Here is a 16,399-nt window from a genome sequence, read left to right as displayed (position 1 = left end):
TAATTTTCCTTATTTTTGCAATTCTAAATTTGATGTAAAAATAATGAAGTTTTTTAGATATCTCTTATTTTCTGCCGTATTAGTAACGGGAATGAATTCATGTAAAAAAGATTCCGAAAATCTTTGGAAAGTGGAAGTTAAAAGTCCAGTTGAAAAAGTACAATTGATTGACATTTCTAAAGAGTTATATGATCCAAATGTTTCACTGGAAAGTTTCACTCAGAAATATCCTTTCTTTCAGGGAACGGTTCCTAATGAAGATTTTGCCGAAAGAAGAAAAGATCCCGAGGAAATTAAAGTCTACAAAGAAGCAATTTCAAAAATCGATGTCACTAAACTTAATAAAGAGTTAGCCGATCTATTTTCGCACATCAAAAACTATTTCCCCGATTTTAAAGAACCTCAAGTTTTTCTTTATTCGTCTGCTTTGCAAGGAATTATGGAACCCATTTTCTATGAATCACAAAAAGATATGCTGTTTATAGATATCACTGCATTTATGGGTGAAAACAATCCGAATTATAAAGGTTTGGAACAGTACTTTCAGAAAAGCATGAATCCTAAAAACATCATTCCTAAAGTTTCCGAAATCTTTGCCGAACATTTTGTAGAGCGCAATTTCGAACATCAAAAATTCATTGACCAAATCGTGTATTATGGAAAACTGATGACTTTGCAAGATGCCTTTTTACCAAATGAACCAGATGCTTTAAAAATGAATTATACGCCCGAACAATATGAATGGGCGAAAGCAAATGAAGCAAATATTTGGAATTATTTCGTAGAGAACAATCTGGTATTCAGCGATGACCAAAGATTAGCAGAGCGATTCATCAATCCTGCGCCGTTTTCTAAATTCTATACCGAAATCGATAATGAATCTTCACCGCAAATTGGAATTTTTAGCGGTTGGCAGATTTGTAGAAAATTCTATCAGGAAAAACCAGAAACTAAATTAACAGATTTCCTAAAAATGAACGCTCAGGAAATTTTTAATCAAAGTAATTATAAACCCAAAAATTAAATTTAAATAAAACATTTCTTTAAAAAATATCATCTTTAAAAATGATGAAATCGCCACTAAAGACCTTTAGAAACGAACACTAATTAAGATCAGCGATTACATATTACCTTTAAAAATTAAAAAATCATATATGAAAAAGACTCAAATCACAATAGATATCGAATTAGACGAAAACCACGTTCCTGAAAGAATGACCTGGAATGCTGAAGACGGCGGAGTTGAAAAAGAGGAAACTAAAGCCACGATGATTTCTGTATGGGACGATAAAAAAAAGGAAGCCTTAAGAATTGACCTTTGGACGAAAGACATGCCGGTCGATCAAATGAAAATGTTTATTCACCAAATCTTACTTTCAATGGGTAATACTTATGAAAGAGCGACTGGCGAAGAAGATGTTGCGTTTTGGCTGGAACAAATGGCGGAAGAATTTGCGCAGAAAGCGGCAATTAAAATGTAGTCTGTTCTTCGAAATATTTAAAAAGAAAAGCGTCGTTTCCAGTTGGGAACGACGCTTTATTTATAACAGAACTAAAATTAATTCTTGATAAACTTATGGCTGCTCATTTCACTTCCATTTTGAAGCACCAAGATGTAATTTCCTTTTCCTAACTGAGAGAAATTTACTTTGCCATCATTTACAGCTCCAGACTTAATCATTCTTCCAGAAAAATCCAACACTTTGTAAGTCATGTTCGTTTCTTTTGAATTAATGGTCATAAAGTCTGTAACGATTGTTGGATAAACCTGAACTTTAGAACGTACCGAACTGTTTGATGTTGCTAAAGCCTGTTCAAAATCAAGCGTTGGATAGCCATCATTTTTAGAAGCATCAAAATACCAAACTGCCGTTGATCTTCCTGCATTCAAAGAAGTCGCAAGATTTTGACTTTTCATCTGTTCTGATGTCCACCCATTAATACCGGTCACCGGAGGTCCCATCAACATTCCGACAGCATCCAAGGGTGCCACCGTATAATCATAATACACATTTTGAGCTACCGTTTGCATAACAAAACCTGCAAAGCCTCCGCTGGCAAAAACCTCATTTACGGTTCCTGTGGAATAAACGTTGGTTGTAATCGCATTACTTTCAGGTCCTCCATAAAACCCGCCTACTCTTTCTGAAGAAGCGTTAACATTGGATCGCGTATAAGAATCTGAAATTTCGTTATTTCTGTTGGGTTGAAACGCCATAGTGCTGTAACCGGCAAAACCACCGATAATATACTGTCCGGAAACAGTTCCTTTTGCGTATGTTTTGGTAATAGAAGTTTTATCCCAAACGGTTCCAACGATACCACCAACTTGGTTTACGCCGCTCACGTCGCCTTCTGCCGACGAATTACTTATGCTGGAATTCGTTAAAAGTCCACCAACTAAACCACCAACATTAAAATCGGTTCCGGAAATATTTACATTTTTCGCATGGCAATTATCCATTGTACTGTTGGTTGATAAATTCCCCACAATACTTCCAACGGTGTCGTGTCCGGAAACTGTTACATTTTCTGCCGTAAGATTGTCGATTTTTCCATTAAACATTTGACCTACAAATCCAACGAAATCTCCGGCCGGAAGGTTGATCTGCACATTCAGAATTTTCTTGTTGTTTCCTTTAATAATTCCGGAGAAAGGAAACTGATAGCCTTTTCCAATTGGCATCCAAAGGTGCGCACCAAAATCCATATCATTTCCGAAAATCACGGTTTTTTCTGCGAATGAGTTTCCTGCATTTACAATTTTCGCAAGTCCTGCAACCTGCGCCGGTGTAGTAAGGGTAAATTGTGTAGCTGAGACATTGTACCAACTTTCATCTGCATTATCCTGCCACAAAGTAGTAGGAGCTTTTAGAAAAAATGCTGCGTTAGAAGGAGCGACAGATTTTAAGAAGGTTACTTTTTCACCCTCGTTCGGAGCTTTAATTAACTGGGCAGAAACGCCATGACTGGAAGCGGCAAAAAGCGCTAAAAAGATAATTCTTTTTTTCATAATACATTTTTAAATTAGATGCATAAATACAAACTTTTCTTACTTTCTACAAAGAAAAAAACATTTAAACGTTTGTAAAATTCGTGAATTTCGCAAAGACAAATATTGAAAAGCGCCTATATAAAGCACTTTCAGATTTTCAGAAAGAATTACCTTTGTATCTTTGTAAATTATTAAACTACTTAAATTTTTAGGAGCATGAACTTCAACACCAAAGTAATACACGGTGGTCAACACCACGAATCAGCTACAGGCGCTGTAAATGTTCCTGTATTTTTAACTTCTACTTTTGCACAGAAATCACCGGGAATTCATTCCGGTTATGAGTACTCCCGTGCAGCAAATCCAACCCGACAAGCATTGGAAGACAGCTTGGCTTCTATCGAAAACGGAGCAAGAGGACTGGCTTTCGGTTCTGGTCTGGCAGCAATTGACTGTGTTTTAAAATTATTAAATCCGGGCGATGAAGTCGTAGCAGTTGACGATTTATACGGCGGAACTTACAGAATGTTCACCAGATTATTTGAAAAATATCAGTTGAAGTTTACCTTCGTAAGTTTTGATGATGTTTCAAAAATTTCAGATGTTATTACCGATAAAACCAAATTAATCTGGCTGGAAACACCTACAAACCCTTTGATGAAATTAGTTGATATCAAAGCGGTTACTGATTTGGTAAAAGGAAAAGATATTTTAGTTGCAGTAGATAATACTTTTGCAACTCCTTACATTCAGCGACCAATTGATTTGGGCGCAGATATCGTGATGCATTCTGCAACCAAATATTTAGGCGGTCACTCCGATGCAATCGCTGGTGCTTTAATTGCAAACACTCCTGAACTTGGTGAAAAATTACATTTCATTCAATTCGCAAGTGGTGGAATTTTAGGACCACACGATTCTTATTTGGTTTTAAGAGGAATTAAAACATTGGCTTTAAGAATGCAAAGACATTCTGAAAACGGTATTGCAGTAGCGAAATACTTAGAAAGTCATCCTGCTGTTGATCAAGTTTTTTATCCAGGATTAGAATCTCATCCACAACATGAGCTGGCAAACAAACAAATGAGAGAACCGGGAGGAATGGTTTCTTTCACTTTCAAGTCAGGAAAAAAAGAAGATTCTATTAAATTTTTGGAACACTTGAAAGTTTTCACATTAGCTGAATCTTTGGGTGGTGTTGAATCTTTGGCGAATCATCCTGCTTTAATGACACACGCTTCTATTCCAGCTGAAAAACGCGCTGAATTAGGTATTACCGACGATTTGGTCCGATTAAGTGTTGGGATTGAAGATAAAGAAGATCTTATCGCAGATTTGGAAAAAGCATTTAGTTAAATAAACTTTAAAAATTAAAACCTTCAAGCTATTGAAAGCTTGGAGGTTTTTTCAATTAATGATGACAGAATTTCAAAAATACATTCAAAGATATCTTGATTTAATTCCGACAGAAAACTGGCTGGAAGAAATGAGAAGTTCCGGAAATCAAACCATTGAACTTTATCAGCAACTTTCTAACAAACAAGCTGATTTCGCTTATGCAGAGGGAAAATGGAGTTTGAAAATTTTGTTGCAACATCTTATCGATGCGGAACGAATTTTTGTTTACCGTGCTTTACGATTTTCGAGAAATGATAAAACTGAATTAGCGGGTTGGGACGAAGAGGAATATGCGAACAACTATTTTCTTGAAGAAAGAAATGTAAAAAGTTTAATCGAAGAGTTTGACTATTTGCGAAAATCAACAATCTTGTTCTTTGAAAATTTGAATCCAACTGTTCTTTCAAAAACCGGTATTGCCAATAATAATGAAATCTCGGTAGAAACGATTGGTAAATTAGTGGTGGGTCATAATATTCATCACCTCAATATTATTAAAGAAAGGTATTTGCCAAATCTTATTTAAAATTTAATTAAAAAAAATGAACTGTCCTTGCTGCTCCGGAAAATCGTACGAAGAATGCTGTAAACTTTTTCACACTGGTGAAAAATATGCTCCAACTGCTGAAGCTTTGATGCGTTCCAGATTTTCTGCCTTTGCTATTCCGAATGGGGAATATTTAATGGAAACTACTTTGCCTGGAAAAAGGAAACTTCATAACAAAGAAGATTTGCAGGAATGGGGAGAAATTAACCAATGGACAAAACTGGAAATCGTACAAACTCCAGATTTGAACCATGTAGAATTCAAAGCATATTATACCGATGAAGATGGAAAACCGCAGCTGCATCATGAACTTTCTTTATTTGAGAAGTTGAATGAACGTTGGTATTATGTTTCCGGTGAATTTCTAGATTAGATATTATTTAAACAGAAGTTTTTGAAAACTTCCAATCTTAGATTTAACCATTAAGATTTTGTATTAAGAATTTAAGTTCATTAAGATTTCCGTCGGAAATTGCAGAACGCATAGACTTTTGCGCACTTTTGATTAACTTCAAAATCATTAAACTTTTGTCTCTTTTGCGGTTAAAAAAAACTGTTTTTTTAGAAGGAAACTAATCTTGCGATCTTTCCTGTTTCTTTTTCTGTCTTAAAACATACAGATACAAACTCTCCACTTTCGTTCTTGCCCAATCTGTTTTTCGTAAAAACTTCAAAGAAGATTTGATGCTCGGATTATCGGTAAAACATTTAATATTGATCTGCTTTCCTAATTCTTCAAATCCATTGTAATAATCGACCAGTTCTTCTAAAATGGTATCAAGGCGCTTTCCGTGTAAGGGATCAGTTGCTTTTTCGTACATAATTGTAAATGTAAGAAATTTGATCTTAAACTAAAAAAAAATATTCCACCGTAAAACTTTTCGGTGGAATAATTATTACCTCACGGTTGGCGCTACTTTGTCACCAAATAATTCAATAGATTTTATCATGATGTCATTTTCCGGAGCGCCAACATCCATGTGACCAATAAATCTGGTGATGCCGAAAATCTCTTTCATGTAAGCGATTTTATCAGCAACTTCGCTGGCATTTCCGATAAACAAGGCGCCTTCTTTTGCTTTTCCACCATCGTACTGCATTTTGGTGTAAGGTGCCCAACCTCTTGTTGCTCCAATTCGATCCATTTGAGACTTATAATTTTGGAAATATCCGTCAATCACTTTCTGATCGTCACTAACAAACGTGTGGGAATGAATTGCGAGTTGCATTTCAGACTCTTTATGACCCGCCGCAATATATTCCTGTTTGTAAAAATCGATGAGATTTTTAAACTGAATTGGCATACCACCGATAATGGCTACGATTAAAGGCATTCCTAATTTGGCGGCACTTAAGACCGATTGTGGAGTTCCACCAACAGCTCTCCAGATTGGAATTTTCCCGTTATTTTTAGCTCTGGGATAAACGGTTTGATTTTCCATTGGCGCACGAAGTTTTCCGGTCCAGGAAACATTTTCTTCAGCGTTTATTTTCAATAATAAATCTAACTTTTCGTCGAAAAGCTGTTCATAATCATTCAGAGAATATCCATATAATGGAAAAGATTCGATGAAACTTCCGCGACCGACATAGATTTCGGCTCTTCCATCTGAAATTAAATCCAAGGTGGCAAAATCTTCATATACTTTTACAGGTTCTGAGGAACTCAAAACTGTTACTCCACTTGCTAATTTTATATTCTTGGTGAGACTTGCAGCTGCGGCTAAAACCATCTCCGGAGACGAAACAGCATAGTCAGGGCGGTGATGTTCACCCATTGCAAAAACATCGATTCCGACCTCATCCATTAATTTTACCTGTCTTAAAATTTCGCGGATCTTAATTCCCGCATCTTTATATTTTCTGGTGTGTGGGTCGACAGCTAAATCACCAAACATTCCAATTCCTAATTCCATAATTTTACGATTTTTGATAGTACAAAATTACCGTAATTGAAAATAAAAAGAATTGATGAATGATAAGAACCGAGTGTAAAAATAAACTTCTATATTTTAATTACTTTTGCAATTGTCAAAATGGTCTTTAAAAATATTTAAATTAATTCATGGAAAAAATCATAGAAACTTTAAAAGCCGGCGGAACGCTACTTTACCCAACAGATACCATTTGGGGAATCGGTTGTGACGCAACCAATATTGAGGCAATCAACAAAATTTTCGAAATCAAAAAACGTGAGAAAAACAAGTCGATGATTATCTTAGTAGAATCGGCAAAACGTTTGGAAGATTTGGTAGACGTGCCGGAAATGGCCTGGGAAATTATGGATTTATCTGAAAAACCGGTAACTCTAATTTATGATAATCCTAAAGGTTTACCGAAAGAAATTTTGGCGGAAGATGGCAGCATCGGAATTCGGTTGGTCAATGATTTGTTTTTAAAGAAAATCATTACTAAATTAAATAAACCGTTGGTTTCTACCTCAGCAAATTTTAGTGGACAAAAATCACCAATGAAATTCGCGGATATTTCGCAGGAAATAATCGATGCTGTAGATTTCGTAGCAGAAGAAAACCATGATAAAGTTTCTGAATTCTCAGGTTCATCCGTAATAAGAATTTGGAATGACGGACGGATTAAAGTGATTCGGGAATAATTTAATTCTTAATTCTTTTTAACGCAAAGTCGCATTGATTTCTTTTACAAATGAATATTTCTCTTTCTTCTTTTAGGGCACAAAGTTAACTTCGTCGACTATGTTATTTTACTTAACGAAGCTCGCAAGATTCTATCCTGCTTTTTTTATATAAACTTGTGTAGTAATCAAAAGAAGAAGCCGTCTCATAACTATATGAAACGGCTTTTTCTATGGTTTTCTCACGGACTCCTGTCCGAGCATATGATTCAAATATCAGAATCTCAGAGCGTCAGTTCGAGTATTGAGACACTTTCTTCTTTTGATTTAAATTTTATCCTACTTTTCTAAATAGCCGAAATCTGCAGCCCGGCTTGAGTGGAGCTCTTTTTAATTGGTGGTTGAGCTTGTCGTGGTGGTTGAGCCTGCCGAAACTAAGCCAGCAATTAAAAAAGCGGGAACGGAAGACGGAAATGTCTGCCATAAAAAAATGATAAATAGACATTCGACATAGTCAAATGTCTGCCCAAATAAAATTATTTCTTCAAATATTCATCGAAATAATTGGTAACCTTCTGCATCAAATGAACTCTGTCTTTTCCTAAAACATTGTGCTCATGTCCCGGATAAACGAAATAATCCATCTGCACACCGTGATCGACAGCGGACTTCAAAAAGTTAATCGAATGTTGCCAAACTACTACATTATCTTGCGTTCCATGAATCATTAATAAATGACCTTTTAGGTTTTGAACTTTATCTAAAAGATTGGCTTGTTTGTAACCTTCAGGATTGCTTTGCGGGGTATCCATATATCTTTCGGTGTACATAATTTCATACATATTCCAGTCGATAACAGGTCCACCTGCAACTCCAACTTTGAAAACATCGGGATGTTTCAACATGAAACTCGTGGTCATAAATCCACCATAACTCCAACCGTGAATCCCCAATCGATCGGCATCTACGTAAGGTAGAGATTTCAAATAAGCAACTCCCTGCAGTTGATCTTTCATTTCGGTTTCGCCGGCATGTCTGAAAATTGCCTGCTCAAATTTCAATCCGCGATTAGAAGATCCTCGTCCGTCCATGGTGAACACGATGTAGCCTTTTTGCGCCATAAATTCATACCACAAATTCCCGGAGGCCGGGAAAGTATCTACCACCAATTGGGCGTGTGGACCGTTATATAAATAAACAATCACCGGATATTTCTTGTTGGCATCAAAATCGGTTGGCAAAATAATTTCACCGTATAATGGAGTTCCGTCATCTGCTTTTAAAGTAACATTTTTGATTTCCGGTCGCTGGTAATTTTTTAAAGTATTTTCTGAAGAAAGTATATTTTTACTTTTTAAAGTATTAGTATTGATCAAATTAATACTTCTCGGTGTAGTCGCGTTCGTATAAGTATCATACAAATGATTTCCGTCTTTGCTCAAAATACCTGAGTGCGTTCCGGCACCTTGATCTAGTCTTTGGGTTTTAAAATTCGTCCAGTCCAATTTATAAAGGTGTCTTTCCAACGGAGATTCCTGCGTAGAAACATAGAAAATTTCTTTCTTTTTTTCATTGAAACCTAAAACATCAGTCACCAACCAATCGCCTTTGGTTAACTGAGCAACCAAACCTTTATCAATATTATAATGGAATAAATGGTTAAAGCCTGTTCGCTGACTTTGCCAGATAAAATCCGTACTTGAATTCGGGAAAAACAATAATTGCTGTTGTGGTTCTACATATTTATCAGATTTTTCTTCGAACATCTTTTTCATGAAAGTTCCGGTAGAAGCGCTGTATTGATTCATGTTTAAATCATTTTGATCACGATTTAATACGCCGACAAAAACCGATTTCGAATCTGGATTCCAGGTAAATACCGTTAAATATTGTTCAGGATCACCTTCGATATTTAGGAAAGTGGTCTTGTTCGTTTTGATGTCGTAAATCCCTAAAGTCACATGATGAGAAGGAGTTCCGGCCATCGGATATTTGATATTTTTATTTACTGCAGGAACGACGCTCCAGTCGATAATTGGATAATCTCCAACCATGGATTGATCCATTCTATAAAAGGCAATTTTGGAATTATCAGGTGAAATAAAAATTCCTCTGTCGATACCAAATTCTCGTTGGTGAACCGCTTGTCCGTTTAAGATATCTTCACTTTTATCGTTAGTAATAGCGATAACTTTTCCGTTTTTATTAAGGTATAAATTGTTTTTGATGGTGTAAGCAAAACCTTGATTATTATCAAACATTTGCACATTTTCCGCATCTTTATCCAAAGTAATTCCCTCTTTAATTTTCCATTCTTTACCAGAACGCTCGATCCAGAAATTTTGAGAACCTTGAGTAAAATATCCTTTATCTTTAGTTACGAAAGTAATTCTCGGAAAGGATTTTAATTTTTGATCTAAAGAAACATTTTTGTTCAATTGATATAATGAAACCAACGTATCTTGTTTCTGCGTAGCAACATCAGTTACCAAATAACCATTTTGCGTTGATTGATAATAAGATTTACCATCATCAGCCCAAGAGAACTGAGAAATATTCTTCACGGCAAGATTACTTCTTAAACCGTTTACCGCTTCAGCGATGGTGAATTTTTGAGTTTGCGCAAATAGAAAACTTCCTGAAAAAAGGAAAAGAAATGAGAGTTTAGATATTTTCATCTGATATAAATAAATATTTTAAAATAGAAAAGCAATCCTTTAAATCAAAGGATTTACCCAATGTTAAAAGATTGCTAAAATTAATAAATAAAATTGAGTTTTATTTAAGGAATTATTTTTCTGGGAAAGTGTACAAAATAGCTAGCGGATCTTGCTCAGATTTCGGTCGGTTCCATTTGTATTGATGCGTCCAATAAGCGGCTTTCATTGATAGAATTCCCAGACCAGCACCGAAAAGCACATCGGAAATATAATGTTTGTTATTCGCCATTCGCATTACACCAACTGCTGTTGCAGTGCCATAAGCAACGTAAGGAACCCATTTGTAATCTTCGCCATATTCTATCGAAAGCATCGTCGCTCCGGCAAAAACATTGGCAGTATGACCGGACGGGAATGAGTAAGCAGTTCCATCAGGACGGGTTTCATGCAAAGATTTTTTTAAAATATAAACCAAACCTAGATTTACGATTTGTCCTTTAATTAAAATAGCGGTGCGATTTTTCCAATCTGTTCTGGGTTTCATGCCAGCGATTTCAAAACCATAGATTGCTGCAAAAGGAAAAAACTGTGCGTAATCATCTAAGTGATTTTTAAAACCAAAAAGATGCTCGTTGCGCCCTTCTACGATTTCGTTTTTCAGAGATTCTTTACCATTACTATCAGTTATAATTCCTGAAAGCATTAATGCAGCGGGAACATATAATTTTTTATATCGAAAATCGAAACGTTCATTCTCAACTTTTAAAGTGTCACTCACTTGCGCAAAATTCATGCTTACAAAAAGCATTGATAATAGAAATGCATAATTTTTTTTCATGGCAAGGATGTTTAAACAAATATAAAAATTTATACGTTCTTAACCTACATCAATGTTTATTCATTTAAACCGTCCTATTTTTGCATTATCAAAATCAAACAAATCAATTATATATTATTATGGCTACAAAATGGAATTTAGACCCAACGCACAGTGAAATTACTTTTAGAGTAAGACACATGATGATTTCTAACGTTAAAGGTTCTTTCACCAACTTCACAGCAGATTTAGAAGCTGAAGACGACACTTTCAAGAATGTTACTGTAAAAACAACAATCCACACGGACTCAGTTAGTACAAACAACACAGATCGTGATAACCACTTAAAAAGCGAAGAATTTTTTAATGTTGCTACTCACCCGACAATTACCTTCGAATCTAATTCTTTAAACAGTGAAGTTACTGGTAATTTAACAATCAATGGTGTTACAAAACCAGTTAAATTAGATGTAGAATTTGGTGGAATCAATGTGGATCCATGGGGACAAACCAAAGCTGGTTTCTCTTTCGAAGGTAAAGTGAAGAGAAGTGATTTCGGATTAAACTGGAATGCAGCCCTGGAAGCAGGTGGTGTTATGGTTTCTGACGATGTAAGAATTTACGGAGAATTACAGTTTGTAAAAGCGTAAAAATTCTCTTTTCAACAAAAAAGTCCACTTTTTAAGGTGGACTTTTTTTGTTACTATTTCTATTGTCTTAATATTTTCTAGAAAAAATACCAGAAATTATTATTGTAAGATTTTGATATTTTCTTCGTACATTCTCTATCAACGATGTCCAGCTCTACTGTATCAATTACATTTTCATTTGAAAAATTGAACTTTCCTAATTTTTCACCGGACACTTTTTTATCACCGCTTCTATACGTTACGGTCCATTTGTAGGAATAATCTTTCTCCGTGTCACTTGGTTCAAAAACGACTGTTTTATCTGACTCTCTAACTTCTTTAAAAGAATCGGTCGTAATATTACATTTTGGCGCATTAACATCTAACACCTTTGAAGTGGGCGCTATTACTTGAATTGATTTCTGACATTTCGAAATTCCTTCATTAGTTTTTATTTCTAAAGATAAGAGTGCTTTTCCCGGAAGTGACCCTTTTAAAGTCAGCGTATTGCTGTGAGTGTCATCTTCCAAAATCACCTTCTGATCCAAATAGGTCCATGCATAACAATCTGTACATTGCACATTACTATCTGAAACGGAATACGTTTGTCTTTCACCAACCTGAACTTGATCAGCGCCAGTAATCGTACATTGAGAAAACACAAAACTGAAATTCAGAATTGCGAGGAACAATAGTAATTTTTTCATAATAAGTGTTTTTAGAGTTTTTATGTTAAACCTGAATCACGCCTAAATTAAATTTCTCTGTAATCGGAGCATGATTCGCCGCTTCAATTCCCATTGAAATCCATTTTCTGGTATCCACAGGATTGATGATAGCATCCGTCCATAATCTTGCCGCAGCGTAAGTAGGTTCGGTTTGTTTCTGATATCTTTCTGAAATAGTTTTCAAAATTTCCTGCTCTTCTTCTGCCGAAATTTCTTTTCCTTGTTTCTTTAAAGTTGAAGTTTGAATTTGCGCCAAAACTTTAGCAGCCTGACTTCCACCCATTACCGCAAGTTCTGCCCATGGCCACGCAACAATTAATCTTGGATCATATGCTTTTCCACACATTGCATAATTTCCAGCACCATAAGAATTCCCTGTAATAACAGTAAATTTAGGAACGACAGAATTCGAAACGGCGTTGACCATTTTCGCTCCGTCTTTGATGATTCCACCTTGTTCAGATTTTGAACCTACCATAAATCCAGTAACGTCCTGTAAGAATAATAATGGAATTTTTCTTTGATTACAATTGGCAATAAATCGAGTTGACTTGTCTGCAGAGTCAGAATAAATAACGCCACCAAACTGCATCTCTCCTTTTCCGTTTTTCACTAATTTTCTTTGATTAGCTACAATTCCTACGCTCCAACCATCAATTCTGGCCGTACCACAAATAATCGTTTTACCATAATCTCCTTTATATTCTTCGAATTCTGAATTATCGACCAAAGATTTAATAATATCAAAAGTATCATATTGCTCCGATCTTGAAACTGGCATGTGTCCGAAAATATCTTCTATTTTTTGTTTTGGTGGAAAACTTTCAGTTCTGTCGAAACCGGCTTTTTCATAATCGCCGATTGATTTCATAATATTTTTAATTCTGTCTAGCGCATCTTTATCATCTTTCGCTTTATAATCAGTCACGCCAGAAACTTCGCAATGCATCGTTGCACCTCCCAAACTTTCATTATCAATGGTTTCGCCAATAGCGGCTTTTACCAAATAACTTCCGGCTAAAAAGATAGAACCTGTTTTATCGACAATCATCGCTTCATCACTCATAATTGGCAAGTAAGCACCACCAGCAACGCAACTTCCCATGACCGCAGAAATCTGAATAATTCCCATGGAACTCATTTTTGCATTGTTACGGAAAATACGCCCGAAGTGTTCTTTATCCGGAAAAATCTCATCTTGCATCGGCAAATAAACTCCAGCGGAATCAACTAAATAAATAATTGGTAATTTATTTTCCATTGAAATCTCTTGAGCACGAAGATTCTTTTTAGCCGTAATCGGAAACCAAGCTCCAGCTTTTACAGTAGCATCATTAGCAACAATCAAACATTGCTTTCCAGAAACGTAACCCATCTTCACTACAACTCCTGCACTCGGGCAACCACCTTCGGCTTCGTACATTTCATATCCGGCAAAAGCGCCAATTTCAATAGAATCTGCATTTTTATCAAGAAGATAATCGATTCGTTCGCGTGCGGTTAACTTGCCTTCATCTCTTTGTTTTTGCAACCGCTTTTCGCCACCTCCTTTTTTAATTTCAGAAAGCAGACTGTTAATCGCGCCAAGTTTTAATTTATTTTGATCTTCTCTTTTGTTAAATTCTAAATCCATACGTGAAAAAAATTTTCTTAAAGGTAAGATTTTTTAAGATAATACTTTAACAAACACGCACCACAACTAATGATTTGAAACACAGAAAATTATTTAGCAGAATTATTGAAAACAAGCAAAATAAAAAAACTAAAATCCCGTTATAAATAACAGGAATTACTCCTAATTTATTCCTAGTTTTATTTTTTTTAGTAGTTTATTATTTGAATACCCTGAAAGTTGCTGAAATTTTCAGGGTTTTTTTTCAATAAATGAAGAAGTAAATTGTTCTTATAATCTAAATTGGATTTGTAGATTTGCAAAAGTTAAAATATTAAAATAGTGGTAAAAAAATCTGCACTTTTTCGACTTCACATTATTGTTTTTCTTTGGGGATTTACCGCAATTTTAGGAAAACTCATTACGGCCAACGCACAAATATTGACCTTTTATCGTATGCTTTTTGCGGCGCTGTTTTTATTTATTTTCATCCGCTTCTTCAAAAAAGAAAGCATTAAAATTTCTAAAAAACTTTTCATTCAACTTTCTCTTATTGGCGGATTTATGGCCTTTCACTGGTTATGTTTCTTTTATGCCATCAAAGTTTCTAACGTTTCGATTGCCTTAAGTTGTTTGTCGCTTTCTACTTTATTTGCGTCGATTCTAGAACCGATTATTTTTAAAAGGAAAATTGATATCTCCGAAGTCGTCATGGGAGTGGTCATCGTGATTTGTATGGGCTTAATTTTTAAAACTGAATTTCAATATAAAGAAGGAATATTTTACGGTATTCTTACCGCTCTTTTCGGAACTGTATTTTCTGTTTTTAATGGAAAGATATTTGGTAAAACGAGTTCTGGAAATATTATTTTCTATGAAATATTTTCGGGTTTCCTAATCCTGACGGCATTTTTCCTATTGACCGGGCAAATTTTTCAGTTGAATGAAATAAGCACGCATGATTTGACGTTAGTTATCATATTAGCAAGTGTATTTACGGCTTTCCCAATGTTGGAATCGGTTAATTTGATGAAGTATATTTCACCATTTACCTTAATTCTAACTGTGAATTTAGAGCCAGTTTATGGGATTATCCTGGCTTTCTTTATTTTTGGAGAATCTGAACAAATGAGCCCGATTTTTTATGGTGCTTCTTTAATTATGATTTCAGCAATTATTGTTAATGGAGTATTGAAATCACGAAAAAACACAGCTGCAAAAAAACTACAGGATTGATGAGAAAATTATTCTTCGCCGCTTTAATAACTTCAGGAGTTTTTTCTGAAGCTCAAATCGTGCGGAAATATTCCAACGAATTTCTGAACATCGGAGCTGGTGCGAGAGGTCTTGCAATGGGCGGCGCAGTGATTTCTAATCAAGGTGACGTGTATTCGCCAATGTGGAATCCGGCAGGATTAAACGGGATTGATCGTGATTGGCAAGGCGCGGCAATGCATGCTGAATATTTTGAATCAATTGCGAAATACGACTATATCGCGTACGCAAAACCTTTGGATAATGATGGAGGTGTTTTTGCAATTTCCATCGTTCGTCTTGGAGTTGATAATATTTTAAATACTACGCAATTAATTGATCCTGAAGGAAATATTGATTACGACAAAATCACCAGTTTTTCACAATCCGATTATGCAGCGTTACTTTCTTATGCGTTTCATCCAGGCGGGAATCAAAAATTAGATGTTGGTGTTAATGCAAAATTAGTTTACAGAAATGTTGGGAAATTTGCAAGTGGTTACGGTTTCGGTTTTGACTTAGGAGCAATTTATCATTCGGATAATGGCTGGAATTACGGTGCAGTAATGAAAGATATTACAACTACGGTAAACTTCTGGACCGTTAATCAGAAAGAACTTTCTGCCGTGGTGAATGGCGAGGAATTTAATCCCGCACCAAAAGATAAAATGGAAATCACAATGCCGAAATTGAATTTTGGAATGAGTCGTAATTTTGAAATTAACCGTGATTTAGAATTAATGCCTGAAGCCGGAATCAACATTGATTTTGCGAAAACAGCTGCGGTTATTTCTACGGACTTTGCGAGTATTACGCCTTACGCAGGAGCTGAACTCAAATTTCAGGATATGATTTTTGTAAGAGTGGGTCTTAATAGATTTCAAACGATTACCGATATCGAGAATTTAAAACGTAAAGTTTCTTTCCAACCAAGTGCCGGAATCGGTGTTAAATACCAAGGCTTGACTTTGGATTACGCGATTACCAATTCAGGAATTGGTGGCTCTAATTTCTACTCTAATTTCTTTTCTTTGAAATTGGATATGGGAGATTTCAGAAATTAACATTTCTCTAAAAATTCTATTTAAACCACAAAGTCACAAAGCTTATTTTCTGCTTGACGAATATGTTTTTTTTTACACATAAGTCACATTAGTTGAAGTTAA

The 16,399-nt window shown here is 35.4% G+C and carries 16 protein-coding genes; 9 read left to right on the top strand and 7 right to left on the bottom strand.

The features are described from left to right. Positions 1 to 43: 43 nt before the first annotated feature. Positions 44 to 1,024 (top strand): gliding motility protein GldB, encoded by a 981-nt coding sequence (locus tag Q73A0000_RS16195; RefSeq protein WP_193811936.1) that lies wholly within the window; start codon positions 44 to 46, stop codon positions 1,022 to 1,024. Between the two features lie 130 nt (positions 1,025 to 1,154). After that, on the top strand, positions 1,155 to 1,481 hold the full coding sequence (gene gldC, locus Q73A0000_RS16190) for a gliding motility protein GldC (RefSeq protein ID WP_193811935.1): 327 nt from the start codon (positions 1,155 to 1,157) through the stop codon (positions 1,479 to 1,481). Between the two features lie 77 nt (positions 1,482 to 1,558). Here gldC and Q73A0000_RS16185 read toward each other — a convergent pair whose 3' ends face one another. Beyond that, the gene (locus Q73A0000_RS16185; protein ID WP_193811934.1) at positions 1,559 to 3,013 is read right to left on the bottom strand and encodes a GLUG motif-containing protein; all 1,455 of its coding nucleotides are present in this window, start codon (positions 3,011 to 3,013) and stop codon (positions 1,559 to 1,561) included. 198 nt (positions 3,014 to 3,211) lie between these two features. Here Q73A0000_RS16185 and Q73A0000_RS16180 point away from each other — a divergent pair, with 198 nt between their 5' ends. Genes Q73A0000_RS16180 through Q73A0000_RS16170 form a run of 3 tightly spaced genes read left to right on the top strand, consistent with a single transcriptional unit; the run spans position 3,212 to position 5,313 of the window. Beyond that, positions 3,212 to 4,351 carry a cystathionine gamma-synthase gene (locus Q73A0000_RS16180; RefSeq protein WP_193811933.1) on the top strand — a complete coding sequence of 380 codons (1,140 nt, stop codon included), beginning with the start codon at positions 3,212 to 3,214 and terminating at the stop codon, positions 4,349 to 4,351. A 58-nt stretch (positions 4,352 to 4,409) separates the two neighbouring features. After that, positions 4,410 to 4,919 (top strand): DinB family protein, encoded by a 510-nt coding sequence (locus tag Q73A0000_RS16175; protein WP_244140762.1) that lies wholly within the window; start codon positions 4,410 to 4,412, stop codon positions 4,917 to 4,919. A gap of 16 nt (positions 4,920 to 4,935) precedes the next feature. After that, positions 4,936 to 5,313 carry a YchJ family protein gene (locus Q73A0000_RS16170; protein ID WP_193811932.1) on the top strand — a complete coding sequence of 126 codons (378 nt, stop codon included), beginning with the start codon at positions 4,936 to 4,938 and terminating at the stop codon, positions 5,311 to 5,313. A gap of 199 nt (positions 5,314 to 5,512) precedes the next feature. On the opposite strand, the gene Q73A0000_RS16165 is transcribed toward Q73A0000_RS16170, so the two are convergent. Then, a complete protein-coding gene (locus Q73A0000_RS16165) occupies positions 5,513 to 5,761 on the bottom strand; it encodes a VF530 family DNA-binding protein (protein WP_193811931.1) in 249 nt (82 codons plus the stop codon). A gap of 75 nt (positions 5,762 to 5,836) precedes the next feature. Then, positions 5,837 to 6,856 (bottom strand): LLM class flavin-dependent oxidoreductase, encoded by a 1,020-nt coding sequence (locus Q73A0000_RS16160; RefSeq protein WP_193811930.1) that lies wholly within the window; start codon positions 6,854 to 6,856, stop codon positions 5,837 to 5,839. 149 nt (positions 6,857 to 7,005) lie between these two features. Here Q73A0000_RS16160 and Q73A0000_RS16155 point away from each other — a divergent pair, with 149 nt between their 5' ends. Continuing rightward, on the top strand, positions 7,006 to 7,554 hold the full coding sequence (locus Q73A0000_RS16155) for an L-threonylcarbamoyladenylate synthase (RefSeq protein ID WP_193811929.1): 549 nt from the start codon (positions 7,006 to 7,008) through the stop codon (positions 7,552 to 7,554). A 515-nt stretch (positions 7,555 to 8,069) separates the two neighbouring features. Here the strand turns inward: Q73A0000_RS16155 and Q73A0000_RS16150 are convergent. Continuing rightward, positions 8,070 to 10,211 carry a S9 family peptidase gene (locus Q73A0000_RS16150; RefSeq protein WP_193811928.1) on the bottom strand — a complete coding sequence of 714 codons (2,142 nt, stop codon included), beginning with the start codon at positions 10,209 to 10,211 and terminating at the stop codon, positions 8,070 to 8,072. Between the two features lie 112 nt (positions 10,212 to 10,323). Further along, positions 10,324 to 11,031 carry a phosphatase PAP2 family protein gene (locus Q73A0000_RS16145; RefSeq protein ID WP_193811927.1) on the bottom strand — a complete coding sequence of 236 codons (708 nt, stop codon included), beginning with the start codon at positions 11,029 to 11,031 and terminating at the stop codon, positions 10,324 to 10,326. 119 nt (positions 11,032 to 11,150) lie between these two features. Between Q73A0000_RS16145 and Q73A0000_RS16140 the strand changes: the two genes are divergently transcribed. Beyond that, entirely contained in the window at positions 11,151 to 11,660 is a 510-nt protein-coding gene (locus Q73A0000_RS16140; RefSeq protein WP_193811926.1) for a YceI family protein, read from the top strand. 77 nt (positions 11,661 to 11,737) lie between these two features. On the opposite strand, the gene Q73A0000_RS16135 is transcribed toward Q73A0000_RS16140, so the two are convergent. Both Q73A0000_RS16135 and Q73A0000_RS16130 read right to left on the bottom strand, forming a co-directional pair. Continuing rightward, entirely contained in the window at positions 11,738 to 12,346 is a 609-nt protein-coding gene (locus Q73A0000_RS16135) for a hypothetical protein (RefSeq protein WP_193811925.1), read from the bottom strand. Positions 12,347 to 12,371: 25 nt separating this feature from the next. Continuing rightward, on the bottom strand, positions 12,372 to 14,000 hold the full coding sequence (locus Q73A0000_RS16130) for an acyl-CoA carboxylase subunit beta (RefSeq protein WP_193811924.1): 1,629 nt from the start codon (positions 13,998 to 14,000) through the stop codon (positions 12,372 to 12,374). Positions 14,001 to 14,321: 321 nt separating this feature from the next. On the opposite strand from Q73A0000_RS16130, the gene Q73A0000_RS16125 reads away from it, so the two are divergent. Together Q73A0000_RS16125 and Q73A0000_RS16120 are read left to right on the top strand one after the other, a co-directional pair. Continuing rightward, positions 14,322 to 15,215 carry a DMT family transporter gene (locus Q73A0000_RS16125; protein WP_193811923.1) on the top strand — a complete coding sequence of 298 codons (894 nt, stop codon included), beginning with the start codon at positions 14,322 to 14,324 and terminating at the stop codon, positions 15,213 to 15,215. Next, positions 15,215 to 16,297, top strand: coding sequence for a PorV/PorQ family protein (locus Q73A0000_RS16120; protein WP_193811922.1), 1,083 nt, complete (start codon positions 15,215 to 15,217; stop codon positions 16,295 to 16,297). Before Q73A0000_RS16125 ends, Q73A0000_RS16120 begins: the two co-directional genes overlap by 1 nt. The last annotated feature ends 102 nt before the right edge of the window (positions 16,298 to 16,399 follow it).

Source organism: Kaistella flava (ex Peng et al. 2021) (assembly GCF_015191005.1).
In the GTDB taxonomy this organism is placed as follows: domain Bacteria; phylum Bacteroidota; class Bacteroidia; order Flavobacteriales; family Weeksellaceae; genus Kaistella; species Kaistella flava.
This window is presented reverse-complemented; position numbering and strand designations above follow the sequence as displayed.

Excerpts from the sequence above, each read along its gene's own strand:
- Q73A0000_RS16160 (WP_193811930.1), bottom strand. The coding sequence starts at position 6,856 with ATGGAATTAGGAATTGGAATGTTTGGTGATTTAGCTGTCGACCCACAC.
- Q73A0000_RS16155 (WP_193811929.1), top strand. The coding sequence starts at position 7,006 with ATGGAAAAAATCATAGAAACTTTAAAAGCCGGCGGAACGCTACTTTAC.
- gldC (WP_193811935.1), top strand. The coding sequence starts at position 1,155 with ATGAAAAAGACTCAAATCACAATAGATATCGAATTAGACGAAAACCAC.
- Q73A0000_RS16195 (WP_193811936.1), top strand. The coding sequence starts at position 44 with ATGAAGTTTTTTAGATATCTCTTATTTTCTGCCGTATTAGTAACGGGA.
- Q73A0000_RS16140 (WP_193811926.1), top strand. The coding sequence starts at position 11,151 with ATGGCTACAAAATGGAATTTAGACCCAACGCACAGTGAAATTACTTTT.
- Q73A0000_RS16180 (WP_193811933.1), top strand. The coding sequence starts at position 3,212 with ATGAACTTCAACACCAAAGTAATACACGGTGGTCAACACCACGAATCA.
- Q73A0000_RS16175 (WP_244140762.1), top strand. The coding sequence starts at position 4,410 with ATGATGACAGAATTTCAAAAATACATTCAAAGATATCTTGATTTAATT.
- Q73A0000_RS16165 (WP_193811931.1), bottom strand. The coding sequence starts at position 5,761 with ATGTACGAAAAAGCAACTGATCCCTTACACGGAAAGCGCCTTGATACC.
- Q73A0000_RS16135 (WP_193811925.1), bottom strand. The coding sequence starts at position 12,346 with ATGAAAAAATTACTATTGTTCCTCGCAATTCTGAATTTCAGTTTTGTG.
- Q73A0000_RS16130 (WP_193811924.1), bottom strand. The coding sequence starts at position 14,000 with ATGGATTTAGAATTTAACAAAAGAGAAGATCAAAATAAATTAAAACTT.
- Q73A0000_RS16120 (WP_193811922.1), top strand. The coding sequence starts at position 15,215 with ATGAGAAAATTATTCTTCGCCGCTTTAATAACTTCAGGAGTTTTTTCT.
- Q73A0000_RS16150 (WP_193811928.1), bottom strand. The coding sequence starts at position 10,211 with ATGAAAATATCTAAACTCTCATTTCTTTTCCTTTTTTCAGGAAGTTTT.
- Q73A0000_RS16145 (WP_193811927.1), bottom strand. The coding sequence starts at position 11,031 with ATGAAAAAAAATTATGCATTTCTATTATCAATGCTTTTTGTAAGCATG.
- Q73A0000_RS16185 (WP_193811934.1), bottom strand. The coding sequence starts at position 3,013 with ATGAAAAAAAGAATTATCTTTTTAGCGCTTTTTGCCGCTTCCAGTCAT.
- Q73A0000_RS16170 (WP_193811932.1), top strand. The coding sequence starts at position 4,936 with ATGAACTGTCCTTGCTGCTCCGGAAAATCGTACGAAGAATGCTGTAAA.